Source organism: Tenacibaculum sp. 190524A02b, assembly GCF_964036645.1.
GTDB classification, from domain to species: Bacteria; Bacteroidota; Bacteroidia; order Flavobacteriales; family Flavobacteriaceae; genus Polaribacter; species Polaribacter vairaonense.
The window spans coordinates 1,616,811-1,636,319 of sequence record NZ_OZ038525.1; the positions used below are offsets into that span (position 1 = coordinate 1,616,811).

The following is a 19,509-nucleotide window of genomic DNA, read 5'->3' on the forward strand; positions in this document are numbered from 1 at the left end:
TGCTCTTATTCTTCATATTACAACGCTTATTCTTTTATTGTTGTTTTTAGAGGGATTTTGGCTATATATAGGGTTATTTTATTACTACATTTACACATTCAAACTTAAAAACTATACGTATGCCATCTACGATTCCATACGATCCTTCCTTGGTTTTGGGAAATATCGTCACACAAGAAAAATTACAAAACATTGTTCAAATTTCTAAGTTACAAGCTCCTGCTGATAGTGCTGAAAGTGAATTAAATTCTTTAATTGCTTTAAAACGAAGTATTGACATGACCATTCAAGAAATGATTGGAATGGGTATTGATGCCGATGATGTAATTGCTGAATCTAACCAAGTTGGAGACCAAATAAAAGCAGCTGTTGTACAATATGCAAAGGCAAAGATTGCTTCAGAAAAAGCTATTCAACCTTTAAAAGCTAAAATGAATGCAGTTAACGAAAGTGTTGAAAGTCCTATTGATTATAACAAAAGTCAATTAAAGGAATTAGCCATTTCATCAGATTCTTTACAAATGAACTCTCAATATTTTTCATTTGATCAAAATTCACAAAGCTCTGCAAGTCATGCGGCAACTGTAGCCTCTTTTGTTAGTGAGTCTTTAAGTATTTTTGGAGAAGGAAGATCTTCTCAAGCTTCTGCTTCTGCACAAGCACAAATGAACAGCCAACACTCACTTCATAGTATTGCTGGAACTATGGTTATTACCATTACTTGTACGCATAAAAATGCTCAAGTATTTGCTCCTTATATTTTAGATGTAGATAAAGCGGTTAGAGTTTGGAACTCAATGTATCCTGACAACATGATTAATACCAACAGTCCTGGATCCATTGCTGAAATTGAAGCTAAATCGGATACTAGAGGTGATAAATCTTTTAATTTATTATCTGGTGCTACTTATGGTTCTTCTTTTGTAGGAATGGTTCACGTTTTAAATACTACAGAATCAGAATCTTCTCAAAGTATGGAGTCTGTTGCTGCATCTTTACAAGAGACTTTTGATATTGGAGGTTGGTTTGCTTCTGGTACTGGTGGATTTGGTGTTAGTTCTACTTTTTCAAACAGTGCTAAAAACTTATTAAGTACACAAAATGTTACTTCTCATGCTACGTTGATTACTATGGGAATTATTCCATCTATAAAATCAAACCAAGTAAAAATGGCTGTACAGTCTTTTACAGATTTTGACCCTAAAAAATCTATGGAAGAGTTAGCTACTTTACAAGGTGCTACCGCTAGTGAAAATAATACCGTTGGTGAAGCTGCGACTGCTGCAAGAACAGGTGAACAAATGATTCAGTTAAAGAATGCTACCATTTCTGCAACTTTGAGTGGGGTTTCTGAAATTGACGATGGTCAAAATCAAATTATTGACACTAACTCTATGATGACTGCTTTAGAAGATTATATAAACAAATGTATCGAAGGAGGTAATAATATTGGTGTTCCTATCAACTATTATCTAAAACCAGTTACCCAATCTGAAATTGCCAGAGCATGGTTGGCTAAATATTACCCTAATAAATTTAATAAAGCTGGTGCGGCTGATGATAGTGCAGATACTTCATCTGGAAGTAGCTCAAGTTCTTCGGATTCATCAGATTCATCTGACTCATAATATAAACCATACTAACCAAACACCAGTTCTTAGTTTTAACAACTAAGAACTGGTTTAAAAACGATACTATTATGCCTAAATATTATGTACAAAACTTCACGTATGATGGTCCTGGTGACTCTCTTTGTTATGGAGAAATGGGAGCTCATAACCACGATCAATCTAATCAATTTACCATAGATGTTAAAGCCTATTTAACTTCACAAGGAGCAACACATATTAGAGAAGGACATTTTCAATCTAATCAAAATAAACCAGCCAACGGAAAACTATTCAAGTGGAAGGATAACAAATGGGTTAAAGCTTAAAAAATATTTTTTAACATAACGTATTCAAGTAGTAGTAACCTATTGTTAGTGCTACTTATTTCTATTTAAATGAATAACACAAAAAATATTAATTTAAAAATTTATTAGGATTGAAAACTTTTAATGATTTTGATAAGAAAATGCTACAGGAAATTAGTGCCTTTCATAAGGATGGTATTATTGACTTAAAACGTTTTTTAGAAAGTATTTTCTTCAACAAATCATTAGGTAAGGCTTTAATTGTTCAGCTTAATGAGCAATACGCAATGTACTTTTTAACTGTTGAAATTTATAACAATAATGAAAAAAAGAAGATTGCCATTCAAGAATTAAGTCAATTAGTTGCTTTATTAGATTATTTAAATACTAAAGGAATTATTTCAATTTTTAGAGATTCGCATTACTTAAGGGAACGTATGTTTTTTATTAGTAATGAATTTGATAATCCTAAAATTGAGCATACTAAACTTATTTTAAATGCACATGGTTGGTACAGTGCTAAACCTGAAGAAATAAGAGATAATACCAATACTATTGTTTATAAAGGAATCCAATTTAATGATAGTTTTTTTATCATTAAAAACATGGTTGGAAAACTTATTGTTTCTGATAAAATTTTTGAACTCCTTAAAGAAAAAATACCGGAAACTGTACCTTATACTGAGCCCAAAAAGCCTGAAATTATTGAACCTCAAATTTCTTTTTTCAAAAAGTATAAGCATACTCTTTTAATATGGATTCCTGCATTATTACTGCTTTCTATTTCATCATTTTTTTTTAATCATCATCATAAAAAAACCAAACAGTTACTTCAAAAATATGATTCAATAACAAATCATATAGCTACAAAATCCTTATCATCAAAAACAAAACCAGTACAAAAAAAATATGGTATTGATGTCTCTAGGTGGAATGGTACTATTTTAAATACTACTTTACCAGATAGCCTTGGTTTTATTATATGTAAAGCTACCGAAGGTGTAACACTTACAGACCCAAAATTTACATACAATTGGCAACGAATTTCGGAACTTCAATTAAAAAGAGGCGCTTATCACTTTTATATCACAAAAGATAGCCCTGTAGAACAAGCTTCTTTTTTTTGGAAACATATTAAAAATAGAAAAAACAAAGACTTCCCTCCTATTGTAGATATTGAGAGCGCTAGTTCAATAACTGATGATGAAAATATTCAAAAAAACTTACTTAGTTTTTTAACGCATTTGGAAAACTTGTCTGGTGTTACACCTATGATTTACTCTAGTTATTATTATGCTAATGCTCATTTAACCGATAAACGTTTTGCTAAATACGGACTTTGGATTGCTGATTATGATTCTTCTGTTGCTCCAAAAATTCCAATAGTTTGGCGAACTAAAGGCTGGATACTTTGGCAAAAAACATCCACCTTTTCTATTAATTCGCATCTATCGGACTTAAATGTTTACAATGTAAATTTAAAGTAGAAAGTATCTTTTTTTAATTAGAATTAAGGTTTTTTACTTTAAAACGATTAAAACAAAAAACTCAGGCTTCAATATAAAACCCGAGTTTTTAACATTTGAAAAAACTAACTAAATAGTTTAATCACCCTTCTAATCTATGAAATTTTTAACGCCTACCAGCTACCCAAATCCTAGCTTTACGTACTTTATGCTTTCTATCGTATACAAAAGCTATATTTTTCACTACGCGTCTACCTCCTTTTAAATCTATCACCCTTGATTCAGATCCTTTTCTAAACATATATTTCAATGGAATTAAATCTTTTCTTCCATTGCCATAAGTCACTACCATTTTTGTCATATGAATAGCACCTCCAGTTACCTTTATTTTTAGTTTAGAAAACTTACCCTTGGTTTTTCCTACATGAATTACATCAATTTCAGGCACCCAATTTATTTGTCTACTGCCAATAAGAGTCCATGATTTTGGTCTTTTAGTCTCTACCTTTTGTGGTTGGGTAAAAGCGTTTATATTTACAATACATCCTAATACCAATACATATATCATTAGTGTTCTCATACGCTTTTGTTTTTATTATTTAGTTATTAGACCTTATTTCTGTTAAAAAGTTTAAAATATTTGTCATTTTTTTTCAAAAAAACTGAGCAAACAATATTTCTTACTGGTTATCTGCTATGAAAAACTAAGCTCTATGAATTAAAAAATAATAACTTACAGAAACGTCCATACATCCTAGAAATGAAAAAATCGTTTAAAACTGCATTTCAAACGATTTTTATATTTATTTCTTAAATATTATTTATTCCATTAATTAACCTACTCAATTACTGTTATAGGCTTATCTTTTATTCCTGCATAAAAAACTATTATTTCAGCAGGAACAATATCTTTATTTTCTCCATAATGCCATTGATTTACCAATTCAACTATTGGATCACCTGCTTTTAGGTATAGTGTATCTTTTTTACGGCTAATAACTGTTAACTCTCCTTTTAAAAGTACTCCTGCATTAATCACTGGATGTTTATGCCACTTTAACTTTGTTTTAGGTGGAATTTCTATTTTTAACACCGTAACTTCTGGAGTACCTTCTGGATAAGTTGGTAAATCAGTTCCATTCCAACTTCTGGAAGTTTTAGCTAGTTCAGTTACTTGTATCTTTGTAATACCTTCTGTACTTTGTTTGCACCCCAACAATGTAATTACAATTAAATAGCCAATTACAAACTTTATTCTCATTAGTATTTTCATTTGTTACAACTCCTTAAAAAAGTTATTTATTCAAAATTTCATCTGCAAAAGAGTTACATAACAAAAAGGTGTTTTTTACATCTTCAAAAGTTGTTTTCGGGTTAATTAAACACATACGTAATACCACTTGTTTATTTAGTACAGTAGTTACCAATAATGCCTCTCTAGACTCCATCACCTTTTGTGATATTTGCTGATTTAATTTATCTAACTCTTCTTCTGATAAATTAAGCCCAATTGGATTATATCTAAAATTGATTACTGCTAAAGTTGCTGGCGATATAATTTCCCAATTTCTACTTTTACGTAACATTTTTTCTACTTCATCTGCCAAATTTATATTATAAGTTACCGCTTTTTTAAAGGTATCCAATCCATATGTTTTTATAGACATATAAAACTTTAAAGCACGGAAACGTCTAGTTAATTGAATCCCATAATCATAAAAATTAATTTCAGACTCATTCCCTTCAATATCTCTTAAATATTCTGGTTTTTCGCTAAAAGTTCCACTTAACCAAGAAGCATCTTTAACTAATAAACATCCTATTTCATAAGGTTGAAAAAACCATTTATGGGGATCTACTGTTAACGAATCTGCTCTTTCAATTCCTCGTAATGCTCTAGCTCCTTTTTCAGCTAAAATTGCAGCACCACCATAAGCACCATCAACATGCATCCATAAGTCTTCTTCTTCACAAATATCAGCAATATCATTTAGTGGGTCAACCGTTCCTGTATTAGTTGTTCCTGCTGAAGCAATAAAACAAAATGGCTGTAATCCTTCCAATCGATCTTTTGCTATCGCATTTTTTAATTTATTAATACTTATTCTAAATTCTAGATCAGTTGGCAACACTCGTATTTGCTCTTTTTTAAACCCTAATACACGAATAGCCTTAATATTAGATGAGTGCGCTTGATCAGATAAATAAATTACCGCTTTTGAAAAATCATCTCCACATTTTATTCTACGAGCAGTTACCAAAGCTGTTAAATTTGCCATAGATCCACCGCTAGTAAAAATACCACCTCCCTGTTCTACAGGAAAGTTATACATTTTTAATAACCAATTCATCGTGACTATCTCTAACTCTGCCGCTGCAGGAGATACCATCCAACCTCCTGAAAAAATATTAAATCCAGTTGCTAATGTATCTGCCATTGTACTAACAAAGTTACTTGGTCCTGGCACAAAAGAAAAAGCTTTAGGATGTGATATTACTGTACTGTTAGGTATTACATTATCCATGACAAATTCTAAAACTTCTTCTGCAGGCATTCCTTCATTTGGTGCTTCTTGTAAAAAAACACTATCCATTTCTTTCCTACTTGCACTTACTACTGGTTTTTTATCTTCTAAAGTAGCCCAATGTTCAGCTATTATATCAACTATTTTATATCCGTAAGATTTCATTTCTTCTTTTGATAAATCAAAATGAGCACTCATATTCTCTGTATTTTTATGTTTTCTGCAAAATTAAGATAATTCCTTCCTTTTTATTGGTTTTCATTTTCATTTCATCTAGCATAAGATACCATTCACCGATAGTTTTACCTATTCTCAACTATTTCAAACCATTAAAGCTTTAATTCTAAAGTACCTTTGAAGCATAAACTTTCTAGTTTATTTTTCATTTTTATAGTTTTTAAATAGTTTTAAAGAAGTACATCCGGGGGGATTTACTTCTTTTTTATTTTAAAAACACTCTTTAAACATCCTCTAACTCCATCTATTTTTATTTCATCGATCTATACATACCATTCACCTATAGTTTTTTAAGAATCACCTAAAACTCAAAAATAAAAACTAACTACTCTATTACTTTTACATAAAATTTCATTTTTTCATTTTTATATAGTTTTGATTTGTTTAAAGTAAAAAGAAGTTTTCCTTAAAAAGGACAGCTTCTTTTTCTTTTTAATTCATTTAGCATGACCCAATGCTTTCGAGTATTTCAATTTTTATCTTCTTCTTAAGGTTTTTGGCATGTTCTTTTCCTTATTTTTGCGCATTAAAAGTTTTATTTTGAAAAGACTATTCATCCTTACATTTTTATTTTTAGCTGTTCAAGGTTTTTCTCAAACCAAAAAAATCAAAGTACTTTCTAGTCAGTTTTCAGAAGCAGATGAAGAAAAATATCCTGGTGCTACTATTTTAATTGGTGATGTTAAAATAGCTCATGAAGGAGCTACTTTAGACTGTAAACGCGCTTTATTGTATAAAAAGAAAAATTTATTTAAAGCAGCTGGAGAAGTAGTTATTGAACAAGGAGATAGTATTATTCAATATTCTGATTACGCCATTTATAATGGTAACACCAAAAAAGCTAAATCATGGGGTAATGTTGAGGTAAATGATAAAGAAATGAAAATGACTACAGACACACTTCATTTTGATAGAAAAGCACAAGTTTTATATTATGAGCATGGTGCTACTATAAAAGATAAAAAAAACACACTTAAAAGCTTACGTGGCACTTATTTTTTAGAAGATAAAAAGTTTACTGCTAAATCTAAAGTAACTGTGGTAAATACTAAAAATCATTTAGAATCAGAACATCTAGATTATTATACTAACTCCAGTTTAGCATACCTATACGGCCCTAGTACTATTACTAATTTAAAAGATAGTACAAAAATTTATTCAGAAAGAGGTTTTTACGATACTAATACTGAAGTTTCTTATTTTGTTAAAAGAGCCAAGTTATTTTTAAAGAATAGGACAGTTGAAGGTGATAGTTTATACTACGATAAAAGAAAAGGGTTTGCTTCTGCTACCAATAATATTAAAGTAATTGATACGCTTCAAAACATGGTTACTAAAGGTAATTATGCTGAACTATATGAGGAAAAAGACTCTATTTTTATCATTAAAAAAGCCGTAGCCATTTCTGAACATCAGAAAGACTCTATGTATATTCATGGTGATAAAATTTTAATCACTGGAAAACCTGAAAAAAGAATTGTTAGGATTTTTAATGATGTGAAAATTTTTAAATCTGACTTACAAGGTAAATGTGACTCTATCCATACAAGTCAAGTTACTGGGTTAACTAAAATGTTTAAAAACCCTATTCTATGGTCAGGTAAAAGTCAGATTACTGGTGATAGTATTCATCTATTATCTGAGAAAAAAACGAACAAACTAGATTCTTTATTTGTAATACAAAACTCTTTTATTATTCAAAAAGATTCCTTAGCTATTGATGATTACAATCAAATTAAAGGTCGTAATATTTATGGAAAGTTCATTAAAAATGAAATTAAAACGATGTTAGTTAAAGGGAATGCTGAATCTTTATACTTTAGTAGAGATGATGATACCCAAAAACTAGAAACAATTACTAAAGAAATTGCTAGTGATATTGAATTTACTTTAGAAGATAATGAGATAATAGAAACTAAATATTTTAAGAAATCTGAAGGAAAAACTTTTCCTCCTTCTGAGTTTCCAAAAGATGAAAAAAAGTTTAGAGGGTTTATTTGGCGTGGCAATGAGCAACCATTAACTATGGAAGATATATTTATAGACGATGCTCCTACAACAATTAAAAAAGATGACCTCAAGACTACTACTTCTAACAAGGGTACTACTGATAAAAAAATTAATAAAGATGTATTAAAAGCTCAAGAGCAACTCACAAAAGAAAGCTTAAAGAAAAAAACTTCTCCTAAATATAATTTTAAAAAAGAGTAAATATTGCTATATTGCTCAAAGGGAAAACTAAGATAAAGGGTAAAATCTACTACTCTATCTAACTTTTTCATAGCACATATAACCTAAACTTATATTTTAATGAAGGAGGATTTTTTTAAACACCAAGGACAGACTACACCACATTCTTTAGCTATTGAAATTTCGCATGCCTATGGTAATTATATTTATGATACCTCAGGTAATAAATTATTAGATTTTGTAGCGGGTGTTTCTGCAAACAGTTTAGGCCATAATCATCCTAAAGTAAATAGCGCCATTAAAGACCAGTTATCTTTATACACACATGTGATGGTTTATGGTGAGTTTATACAAAAACCTCAATTAGAACTGTGTAAAAAAATAGTAGCTACATTACCTGATGATTTATCTTCTGTTTATTTAGTTAACTCAGGAACAGAAGCAACAGAAGGTGCTTTAAAACTAGCAAAACGTTTTACAGGAAGGAGTGAAATTATCAGTGCTAAAAATTCGTATCATGGCAATACACAAGGTGCTATGAGTGTTTGTGGTTCTGAAAAGCAAAATCAAGCTTATCGCCCCTTAATACCTGGAATTAAGTTTATAACCTATAATAATGAAATTGATTTAGAGCAAATAACTACTAAAACTGCAGCAGTTATATTGGAAACTATTCAAGGTGGCGCTGGTTTTATAGAACCAACTAATGGTTATTTAACTAAAGTAAAAGAGAAATGTAAAGCTGTAGGTGCATTACTAATTTTAGATGAAATTCAAACTGGTATTGGTAGAACAGGTACTTTTTGGGGATTTGAAAACTATAAAGTAATACCAGATATTATTATAACAGGAAAAGGTTTGGGCGGAGGAATGCCTATTGGTGCATTTATTAGTTCACATGAAATTATGAGCTCCTTAAAAGAGAACCCTAAACTAGGACATATAACTACTTTTGGTGGACACCCTGTAATTGCAGCTGCAGCTTTAGCCACTATTGAGGAAATAACAAATGCTAATTTAACTAAAGAAACTTTAAGAAAAGAAAAGTTAATTCGTAAACTTTTAGAAAAACACTCAAAAATTAAAGAGATTAGAGGTCGTGGATTAATGTTAGCTGCTATAGTAGCATCAAGTGAAATTGCTAGTAATGTCATTTTAAATTGCCTTAAAGAAGGTTTAATTTTATTTTGGCTACTTTTTGAAGGAAAAGCTATTAGAATTACACCTCCATTAACCATTAGTGATTCTGAAATAGAAATAGGCTGCACTATTTTATTAAATGCCTTAAACGCTATTGATAATCAAAATCAATCTAGCCAAGAAGAAGAAGAATAACTGAGTTTTAACTCTAAGATACCTTATTTTTCATCTATTTAACTGTAGGTAAACTCCATTCATCTATAGTTAATTATTAACCAATCCATTTTATCTTTTTAAAGCTTTATTAGCATGTAATTTTACACTACCAATCAATAAAAAGTAGTGACATGCATAATTTAAAATCTTTTATAACTTATCTTTTCCTATTAATTATATCACTCCCAAATACTTTTTCTCAAGAGCCTTTTAATTGTGATTATCATGCTTATTTATTTCAAAGAAATGATGTATTTGCGGTTGATTTAGCTTCTGGCTCTTCTTACGAGGTTGCCACTGATATAACAGCAGGAAACATTAATGCTACTGGATACAACCCTAAAGATGGTTATATATGGGGATCTTTAAGTTATCCTGAAAAGACAATAGTAAGAGTTGGTAAAAATTTTTCTGTAGATATTTACACCATTGATGCATTACCAACATCCAATAGATATATTGGAGATGTAAGTTATGAAGGCATTTATTATTTAAAAGCCGGCAACAATACTTATTACATTATTGATTTAGATCCTACATCACCCAGCTACTTAACTTCATTAGGTACTGGCACTTTATCTCAAGGAATTGTTGTACATGATTGGGCTTTTAATGCATTAGATAATCTTTTATATACCGTTGAGAAAGGAACAAATAAACTTTATAGAATAGATATTACTACAGGAATTGTAGAGAATTTAGGGGAAGTTCCCATCTTATCAGGTTTAAATTACACTTACGGTGCTGTTTATTTTGATAATATGGGAAATTTTTATGTATCAGCAAATCAAACAGGCACTGTATATATTATTAATGAAGTTACCAATTTAACTAACGGAAGTACTATTAACTCTAATATTTTTGCTTTCGGTCCATCAAGCTCTAGTAATGATGGAGCTAGATGTCCTACGGCTCCTGTGCCTATGGAAGACTGTTCTAATGGATTTGATGATGACGGGGATGGTTTGGTTGATTGTGATGATCCTTCTTGCTCAGGAGTAGCCTCTTGTCCTACAATAGAAGCTCCTACAACTAGTGGTAACGAAGGAGGTCTTGAGAGTAACGATAGATTATCACAACAAATCAATAAACGTAATTTTAATCGTATTAAATCGAACTATAAATTCAACAAAAACAAAGCAAAAAGAATTTCAAAAAGTAGTTCTTATGGAAAAAACATAAAAAATAAAACCATCACTTTAAATGATTTTATTCCCTTAGGTGTAATTTTTGAAGATGAAGTTATTGAGTCTAGTCCAAAAGACCTAATTGCAATTACTAATGCTACAGATATATTATCTGTTGATTATCAAAAATCAGGTGAAACCATTGCTTCAATATTAGCTATTAAAACTGAAAAAGGTGTTTATGAGCATACTAAGTATATCTGTGACCGTCTACTAGGAGCTGAACTTTTATCTGTTTCAACAATAAATATACAGGGACATAATTTTATAAAATCAATCATAAAAAATGTAGACGGAGGTATTGAATTTGTTCTTAGTTTATCTGCAAAAACCGAAACAAATGGAGAAGAATTCAGTATTGATAGTCACTGGAATTTAGACAAATACACTAAAAATGTTAATTATTATAATTTTCAAGTATGGTCAAATACAGTAGACAATTTAGCTTTACTTGGCGAGGAAATTATTAAACTTTTAAATGTAAAAAAAACAATTAATAGTTATAGTTTATCTTCACCACCTCCTGTATTTGTTAGAAAAGGAGTCTACAAAAATGGGCAATTAAATCTAGATATTGTAAATGTTAATGCAAGTAAAAACATCCTATTTGATGCTGGTTTTAAACAAACAGAAACCAGTGAATTATCTCAAATGTCTTCAACTATTAACCTTGATAAAAAATACATGACAAATGTAACTGTAAATACAGGCAACTTATTTGATATTGGTTTTAGAATTGGTGATGGTACACAAACTCCTGATGATTTATTTCTTTCAGATGGCCCATGGGGAATTGATGATGCTGCTACAAGTACTCAAGTTGCATTATTTAATGTAAATCCCAACAATAAACAAGTGGCTATAGATGAATACGCTATTGAAAGAAACATTGAATTGAAAGCTACAACAAAAGAATACATATCGGTTTATAAAGCTTTCACTCCTCGATTTAAGCCTATGGATATTTCTAATTATAAAAGCTTACAATTTCAGGCTAAAGGAACCGGTAAACTTGAGATTAGATTTATAAAAAACAGTATCAATGTTTGGGAAAATCAACATGTAGCCACTGTTAACTTATCTCCTGAATTGGCTAATTATAATATACCTTTTGAAAACTTTACCTCTCCTTCTGAAAATATAGTATTATTTAACGATGTTGTTACCATAGTTTTTACCATGGTTTCTAATGATGGATTAGAGAAAAATAAAGAAATAACTATTAATGAATTAAAACTTACTAATACTACTACGCTAAGTTCAAATTCATTTACCAATAGTAGTGACAATAACTTAAAAATAACACCTAATCCTGTACGCACAAAAACAATGATTTACTTTACTAGTAATACCTCTGAAAGTAGTAGTTTTACACTTTATAACAAACTAGGACAAGTGATTTTAAATAAAGAAATATTACTTAAAAATGGAGAAAATAAAATCCCTTTCTCTAGAGATAACTTTTCCTCGGGTATCTACTTATTCAACATTAAGAGTTCAACACTAATGCTATCAGGAAAATTAATTATAGAATAATCTCAATTACCATTTAACGATAGTAATTAACCATTCACCTATACATAAGCTGTTACTATCTTCTAATAAACTATATTTAATATAAATAAAATATATTTGTTTAACGCTAAAAACCTTCGTACACGAAATTATGAGTTTAAATATTTTATTAGTAGAGGATGACGAAATAGAAAAGTTAAAGTTTGACAGAGCTTTAAAGAAGCTAGACTTGCAACACAATGTAATGAAAGCTAGTAATGGAGAAGAAGCTTTAGCGAAGTGCAAAGAAGTAATTCCTAATTTAATTCTTTTAGACTTAAATATGCCTAAAATGAATGGACTAGAATTTTTATCGCTTTTGCGTGCTGATGAAAACTTAAAATTTGTACCAACTGTAGTTTTTTCTACATCCAATAATCATCAAGATATGATAAATGCCTACAAAATAGGCATTGCGGGTTATGTTGTAAAACCATTGCATTATAATGACTACGTTGCCTTAATTGATAAGATTATTAATTACTGGACCGTTAATGAATTAGTTACTTTATAAATTTTTTACTATCTTTCATTACTAGTAAATAAATTGATTAATCCCCCAATAATAACTAGATGAAAGGAATAGTATTTACCGGATTTTTAGAAATGGTTGAAGAAAAATTCGGATTAGAAACTGCTGATACCATAATCACCAAGTCTAACTTAAAATCAGGAGGAATCTATACTACAGTAGGGACTTATGATTTTGGTGAAATGGTAAGTTTAATAACCAGCTTAAGCCAAGAAACCAATATAGAAGTACCTGCATTAATACACGCCTATGGACTTTATTTTTTTAACACCCTAAAAAAAGGATACCCTGATATTTTTAACCACTACCAAACGGCTTTTGGATTAATATCTGGTATAGAAAAACACATTCATGTTCATGTTAGAAAAATTTATCCTGATGCTGAACTTCCTTATTTTATAACTCACGAAGAAACCAAAGATAAACTCATTATTGAATACCGTTCTGAAAGAGCTATGTATCCTTTTGCTGAAGGACTCATGGAAAGAACTATAGAACATTATGGTGAAAACGCTTCTATTGAAAAAAAACTATTAGATGATAAGGGAACTAAAGTTTTATTTACCCTAAGAAGAAATGACCAATGATCGAATAAAAATTTTAGAACGTGCCTTACATAGAGCTACCGAAGCAAGGAAACAAGCTGAAGAGATACTTGAACAAAAATCGTTAGAACTCTATGAAATCAATCAAAAGTTAATAGCCAACAATACCACAATTGAAGCTTTGCTTAATGAGCAATCTTCTCAATTAAAATTAATTGTTGATAATTCTTCTCTTGGTATTGTTCTAACTCAAAAACATCAATTAATTAAAGTCAACAAAGCTTTCATACAACTTCTTGGATATACTGAAGAAGAGCTTATTCAAATGACTATTAAAGATATATCACATGAAGACAATCATGAAGAATCTTCCAAGTTAATTACTCAATTACATTCTGGAAAAATTGACAATTTTGCACTTAAAAAAAAGTATAAAAAGAAAGATGGTAATATTATTGTTTGTAGAGTTAATGTTAGTGCTGTAAGAAATACTAATGGTTCTGTTAAATATCAAATTGCACTAATTGAAGATGTTACACAAATGGAGCATAAAACTAGTCTATTAAATGCTCTTAATCAGCTTTCCATTTCTATTTTAGGCAAACGAGACTTACATGAAATTGCTTGGGAAATAGCCAAGAACACTGCTAATCATTTAAACTTAGAAGATTGTGTAGTGTATGCAATGAATAATGAAACCAATATGCTTACACCTATTGCGGCATATGCCAATATTCCTATTGAAAACTTTAATATTATTGACCTTAAAAGTATTCCTTATGGTAAAGGTGTTATAGGGAACGCAGCGAAAACAGGTAAATATCAGTTAGTAAACGATACTACTAAAAATAAAATGTATATTGTTGATGGATATAGACGTTTATCTGAGCTTACTGTGCCAATTATAGCTAATAATAAAGTTATTGGAATAATTGACTCTGAACATAGTAAAAAAGGATATTTTACAGAAGAACATGTTGAAGTTTTTAATAATATAGCAAGCCTTGCTTCTGCTCAGTTTAATAGCGCTATTAGTTTAATTAATGAAAAAAAGGCTTTACAAGAGAAAAATGTTTTATTACATCAATTAGAAAAAAATAATGAAGAATTAAAAAACTTTGCACATGTAGTTTCTCATGATTTAAAATCTCCCTTAAGAAGTATTTCTGCACTACTTTCTTGGATTCAAGAAGATAATGATGGAAAATTTGATGAAGATACTTTAACCAATTTTAATGCCTTATTCAATAAAATTGACCGAATGGATCAATTAATTAATGGTATTTTAAAATACTCTAGTATAGATAAAGTGAATAAAGGCTATCAAAAGGTAGATATAAATAAACTTGTTAATGAAATAATTGACACTATTTTTATTCCTGAAAACTTTATTGTGGAAATAAAAAATCCGTTGCCTATTATTTATGGAGATAAGTTTAAATTTCATCAACTCTTTCAAAATTTAATAAGCAATGCTATTAAGTATACCCATAAAGAAAAAGGAATTGTTACTGTAGATGTTGAAGAACATAAAAGTCACTATACTTTTTCTATAAAAGACAATGGTATTGGAATTGACAAAAAATACCATAGCAAAATCTTTGAAGTTTTCGAAACCCTTGAAGATCCAAACGAAAACTCTACAGGAATAGGTTTATCTATTGTTAAAAAAATAATAGATTTATATGACGGTAAAATTTGGCTGGAAAGTGAAAAAGGAAAAGGAACAACTTTCTTTTTCAAACTTAAAAAGAAACCTCGTTAATTACTAAATTAACGAGGCTTATTCCAAATTGATTGGGGAATACAAACAAACTACTAACAAAAATTTATCTCTTAATTTAAATTTCTTTTACTTTACCTAAATTTACTAATTTTTCATTATTATTCCTAACCTTTATTCTTGTTTTTTCAAATAAAATAGATGAAACACATTTAAATATCGATAAAACACACAAAAACAAATCTCAAATACTTTTTTTTTAAAATTAAAAACATAAAAAAACTCTTTAAAGATTACATCGTTAAAGAGCTATTTTGGAGAGAAACAAAACACCTTAGCTCAAACTATATGCAACCCATATTTTAGCTAATCTGAAAGGAATTTGCAGGCTATCTTTTAATCCTAATTTAGAATCTTCAACATGATTCCACTTCTTTAAAGGTTGTTCTTTTATATATTCCATTATATTTTTTCCATTAAAGTGTTTTTTCAACCTTAAAAACATCTCTACATCAAATAACCATCTACTTTTAAATATAGAATTATACATTACTGGTATGTATTTCTTTCTAAACACTTTAGCTCCGCATTGTGTATCTTTTATAGGCAACCCTAAAATCATTTGTATACAAAACATTACTATAGACGAGAACATTTTTCTCATAGCACTTCTATTTACATCTTGATTTCCACAATTTCTTGACCCAAATACCATTATTAGTTTTCTATTTTGTTTTAAACTCTTTAATAAGCCATCAAAATCTTCAAAGTCTGTAGATAAATCTGCATCAAGATACCCTACATATTCAATTTTTGTTTGGCTGTAGAAAAAACGAGCTCCTACTCTTATGGCCGCAGACTTACCTTGATTTTTTTTCATGTTAATTACGGTAATTCTATTTCTAAACTCTTCTTTAAAGTTATTTAACACTTCTAATGTATTGTCTTTACTGCCATCATTTACAAAACATAAATGAAATTCAGTATAGTCTCTTAAACATTTTCTAAAAGCTTGAAGATTTAATCTCTTTTCTTCATTATAACATGGAATGATAATACCTACTTTCATAATATCTGGGATTTAAATACACTCCAAAAGTAGCGTGGAGATAGAGTGTTTACAGGGTAAAATCGTTTAGTAAGACATTTACTATCGATAAGAAGTATTTATCTATAGATTAGTATTTCATCGATGTTTCTTATCTTTATTATAACAATATTAATCAACTTTAATCATGAAATTAATTACTAATAAATACCTTTTCTTAGCCATAGGAATGGCAGTATTATTTCATGGAAGTAGTATTTTCTATACTCTAGAACAAAGTTACGATGCTCTAATACATTTATTTTTTGCTGAGCATTATGCGAATAACTGGCAAGAACCGTGGTCTTATAAATGGTATACAGGTTTTAGTACTATGGGCTATCCTCCTCTAGTACATCAAACATTAGCTATTTTATCATTTATAAGTGGTTTTAAGTTTGCTTTATTCAGTTTCACTTTTATTGTTATACTATTATTTGTTACAGGAGTCTATAGATTTAGTTTGTTAATTACTTCAAATAAAAACCATGCTGGGTTTGCAGCTATTTTTGCTGTATTCTCTTCTGTTTTTATTGAAACACTTCATTTATTTGGTCAATTACCTTCTTTAACTGGTATTGCTCTATTAATGCATTCTCTTCCTGAAACCTACAAATGGTTACGTACTAAAAAGCTTCGTTATTTATTTTCTTCGTTATCATTAATGAGTTTAATAACCTGCTCACACCATGTTACTGCTATTTTTGGAATAGTATTTTTTATACTTCCTTTATTTGGTTTAGCAATTATGGACAACGCTAAAGCTAAAAAAGGTAATTATAAAAATATAGATTTATTGTTTTTTCTAAAGGAACTTTATAGATCATTAAAGCATACTCTCATATTTAGTTTCTCTTCCATCCTATTAATGATTGTAAGTATATTACCTTACTGGATTAACATCAATAAAAATCCAATTACTCAAGTTCCTATTCCACACGGCTCTCGTGATAACTTTTTAGAAGTACTATCTTCTGGGTTGGTATTCTTCATTATTCCATACGGTGTAACTTTAGTTTTGTTACCTTATTTATTTTATCGCTTTTTTAGCAAAAGACTCCTTTTCTTTGGCATCTCATTATCTATGCTATTTTTATTAGGAACTGGAGGTACAACTCCCCTACCAAAAATAATTTTAGGAGAAAATGCTTTTTCTATTTTAACTCTAGATCGTTTTAGCTTTTGGGCAGCTATTATGAGCTACCCTATAATGGGTGAATTTTTTTATCGCTTTATAAAAACTGACTATAAAGTATATTTACACAAAAAACTTGGTAAGTTTTATTATGTAACCTGTTTTCTATTATTAGGTAGCATACTTGTCTTTTTTGCCGTTTTTACTCTTAATATAGGAAAGTTTAGACCTTCACAGCCCAGAGCCATAAAAATGCTTCCTATTGTTAATTTTTTAAATCAAGATATGCATTACAAATGGCGTTATCTTACGTTAGGGTTTGGAGATCAAATGGCGTGGTTAGCTTCTCAAACACCTGCATTATCTGTAGATGGAAACTACCATTCTGCTAGACGATTACCTGAACTTACTACTAAAGCTGTTGAGCGCTTAGAAAATTCAAAGTATAGAGGCTTTGAAGGAATCGGTTCCTTACAACAATTTTTAGCTAATCCTGAAAAGTTTAATTTAAAATATATTTTCTCAAATGATAAGTTTTACGATCCTATCTTATTTTTAACAGGATGGGAAAAGATATCTTTATTAGAAAATGGTATCATAGTATGGGAAAAAAAGAATGTAAAACCTTTAGCTAATATTCTTCCTAAAATTGACATTCCTTTGTATCAAAAATTAATTTGGTCTTTTTTCCCCATATCTATTTTATCTGTTAATATTGTCTGGTTTTTATTTTCTTTTTTATTTTTAAATCCTATTGTACTAAGTAAAAATAATATACAACCTACCTCTAAAGGTTTTTCTTTAGTATTACTTCCTTGGAATTTATTACTATTCTTTTTCTTTATATATGGAATGTATTTATTCTACATAGAAAATACAGTTCACTACTCTCCTAAAAATGTTGTAAAAGCGTATTATGACGCCTTAGACTTTAAACAATTTACCAAAGCTCATTCGTATTTAGATGAAGATGTTGGTAAACCTTTAGATCAATTTATGCTAGAAATCTCTGTCTCTGATGGCTTATTAAGTTCTTATGCCAAACTAGAAAATATTAATACTACCATTTTAAAGAAAAAAGAGGACACCATTTTTATTAAAGCTAAAACCAAATGGATTACCCCTTTAGAAATAGTAAATAAAAACACTATTATTAAAACTATTAAAAAGAAAAATAAATGGGTTATCATTCCAGAAAAGGCAAGCACCTATAAACCTTCTAATCAGTTTTTCAATACTACTGAAACCATATTTTATAATCAAGGAAGGCGAAAAATTACAACCCAACAAACACATCATGAAGATATTTTACCACAACCAATAGCATATATATATCAGGCTAAACTAATAAAAAAGGACAATCAATATCATATAATTGGAGAGCTTCAAAATATTGATTATTTTCCTTCAGCTATTAGCTTAAAAGCTATACTATATGATGAAAATAATGTAGAATTGGCTTCCTACAGCTCTAAGTTTGAAAATAAACATTATTTAAACCCTTTTGAAAAAACTGTTTTTAAGATTGATTTTGAAGAAATTGCCTGGATCAACTCAAATAAAAATAAATTAAGTTTTAATCCTAAAGAGTTTCATGCTAAACGCTTTAAACAAACTCCTACAAAATTTGTGCTACATGTAAGTACAACCGTAGCTACTAAAAACTTATATCAACAGGTACAAATTAATGATTTGAATACTTCTAAGAATAAAATTACGGGTATGCTTTTTAATGCAGGAAACAAAGAAGTTACCATTCCACAACTATTGATTCCTTACTATGAAAATGATACTTTACATTGGGTAGATCATTTGTTTTTAAAAGAAAGTATTCGACCACATAGAAAAGGTTTTTTTGAATATGTACCTGTCCAAAAACATAATGTGAAAACTATTACAAGTACCACTAATAATTGTTATGTAAATGGTATTCAAAATGAAGAAGGAACCTTTGATAGATTAGATGGCTTTAACTTTGAAAAGAATAAAGCTATTATGTTACAAAACAATAATTTTAAACTAAAGTTTCAAGTCATTAACTTTATAGGTAATTAAAC

Annotated in this window: 14 protein-coding genes; 10 read left to right on the forward strand and 4 right to left on the reverse strand. The window is 29.4% G+C overall.

The features are described 5' to 3' along the window. Positions 1-119: 119 nt before the first annotated feature. The 3 genes from ABNT65_RS06360 (at position 120) to ABNT65_RS06370 (ending at position 3,402) form a co-directional block, all read left to right on the forward strand. Positions 120-1,628: a hypothetical protein gene (locus ABNT65_RS06360; protein ID WP_348702955.1), complete on the forward strand. Its 1,509-nt coding sequence runs from the start codon at positions 120-122 to the stop codon at positions 1,626-1,628. 71 nt (positions 1,629-1,699) lie between these two features. Continuing rightward, entirely contained in the window at positions 1,700-1,936 is a 237-nt protein-coding gene (locus tag ABNT65_RS06365) for a hypothetical protein (protein WP_348702956.1), read from the forward strand. 110 nt (positions 1,937-2,046) lie between these two features. Continuing rightward, positions 2,047-3,402, forward strand: a complete 1,356-nt coding sequence (locus ABNT65_RS06370; protein ID WP_348747461.1) for a GH25 family lysozyme — start codon at positions 2,047-2,049, stop codon at positions 3,400-3,402. Positions 3,403-3,547: 145 nt separating this feature from the next. On the opposite strand, the gene ABNT65_RS06375 is transcribed toward ABNT65_RS06370, so the two are convergent. The 3 genes from ABNT65_RS06375 to ABNT65_RS06385 all read right to left on the reverse strand — a co-directional run bounded on the left by ABNT65_RS06375 (position 3,548) and on the right by ABNT65_RS06385 (position 6,104). Beyond that, complete coding sequence (locus ABNT65_RS06375) at positions 3,548-3,961, reverse strand: hypothetical protein (protein WP_348702958.1); 414 nt, start codon at positions 3,959-3,961, stop codon at positions 3,548-3,550. Positions 3,962-4,219: 258 nt separating this feature from the next. Next, positions 4,220-4,642 carry a cupin domain-containing protein gene (locus ABNT65_RS06380; RefSeq protein WP_348702959.1) on the reverse strand — a complete coding sequence of 141 codons (423 nt, stop codon included), beginning with the start codon at positions 4,640-4,642 and terminating at the stop codon, positions 4,220-4,222. A 34-nt stretch (positions 4,643-4,676) separates the two neighbouring features. Beyond that, positions 4,677-6,104 carry an aspartate aminotransferase family protein gene (locus ABNT65_RS06385; protein WP_348747462.1) on the reverse strand — a complete coding sequence of 476 codons (1,428 nt, stop codon included), beginning with the start codon at positions 6,102-6,104 and terminating at the stop codon, positions 4,677-4,679. A 579-nt stretch (positions 6,105-6,683) separates the two neighbouring features. Here ABNT65_RS06385 and ABNT65_RS06390 point away from each other — a divergent pair. The 6 genes from ABNT65_RS06390 to ABNT65_RS06415 all read left to right on the forward strand — a co-directional run bounded on the left by ABNT65_RS06390 (position 6,684) and on the right by ABNT65_RS06415 (position 15,272). After that, a complete protein-coding gene (locus tag ABNT65_RS06390; RefSeq protein ID WP_348738362.1) occupies positions 6,684-8,354 on the forward strand; it encodes an OstA-like protein in 1,671 nt (556 codons plus the stop codon). A gap of 99 nt (positions 8,355-8,453) precedes the next feature. After that, complete coding sequence (locus ABNT65_RS06395; protein WP_348747463.1) at positions 8,454-9,668, forward strand: aspartate aminotransferase family protein; 1,215 nt, start codon at positions 8,454-8,456, stop codon at positions 9,666-9,668. Between the two features lie 152 nt (positions 9,669-9,820). After that, a complete protein-coding gene (locus tag ABNT65_RS06400; protein ID WP_348747464.1) occupies positions 9,821-12,412 on the forward strand; it encodes a DUF6923 family protein in 2,592 nt (863 codons plus the stop codon). A 130-nt stretch (positions 12,413-12,542) separates the two neighbouring features. After that, on the forward strand, positions 12,543-12,944 hold the full coding sequence (locus ABNT65_RS06405; RefSeq protein WP_348702964.1) for a response regulator: 402 nt from the start codon (positions 12,543-12,545) through the stop codon (positions 12,942-12,944). A 59-nt stretch (positions 12,945-13,003) separates the two neighbouring features. After that, on the forward strand, positions 13,004-13,549 hold the full coding sequence (locus tag ABNT65_RS06410) for a heme NO-binding domain-containing protein (protein WP_348702965.1): 546 nt from the start codon (positions 13,004-13,006) through the stop codon (positions 13,547-13,549). Next, positions 13,539-15,272 (forward strand): ATP-binding protein, encoded by a 1,734-nt coding sequence (locus ABNT65_RS06415; RefSeq protein WP_348702966.1) that lies wholly within the window; start codon positions 13,539-13,541, stop codon positions 15,270-15,272. Before ABNT65_RS06410 ends, ABNT65_RS06415 begins: the two co-directional genes overlap by 11 nt. A 292-nt stretch (positions 15,273-15,564) precedes the next feature. On the opposite strand, the gene ABNT65_RS06420 is transcribed toward ABNT65_RS06415, so the two are convergent. Next, positions 15,565-16,299: a glycosyltransferase gene (locus ABNT65_RS06420; protein WP_348702967.1), complete on the reverse strand. Its 735-nt coding sequence runs from the start codon at positions 16,297-16,299 to the stop codon at positions 15,565-15,567. Between the two features lie 166 nt (positions 16,300-16,465). On the opposite strand from ABNT65_RS06420, the gene ABNT65_RS06425 reads away from it, so the two are divergent. Continuing rightward, positions 16,466-19,507, forward strand: coding sequence for a hypothetical protein (locus tag ABNT65_RS06425; RefSeq protein WP_348747465.1), 3,042 nt, complete (start codon positions 16,466-16,468; stop codon positions 19,505-19,507). Positions 19,508-19,509 lie beyond the last annotated feature (2 nt).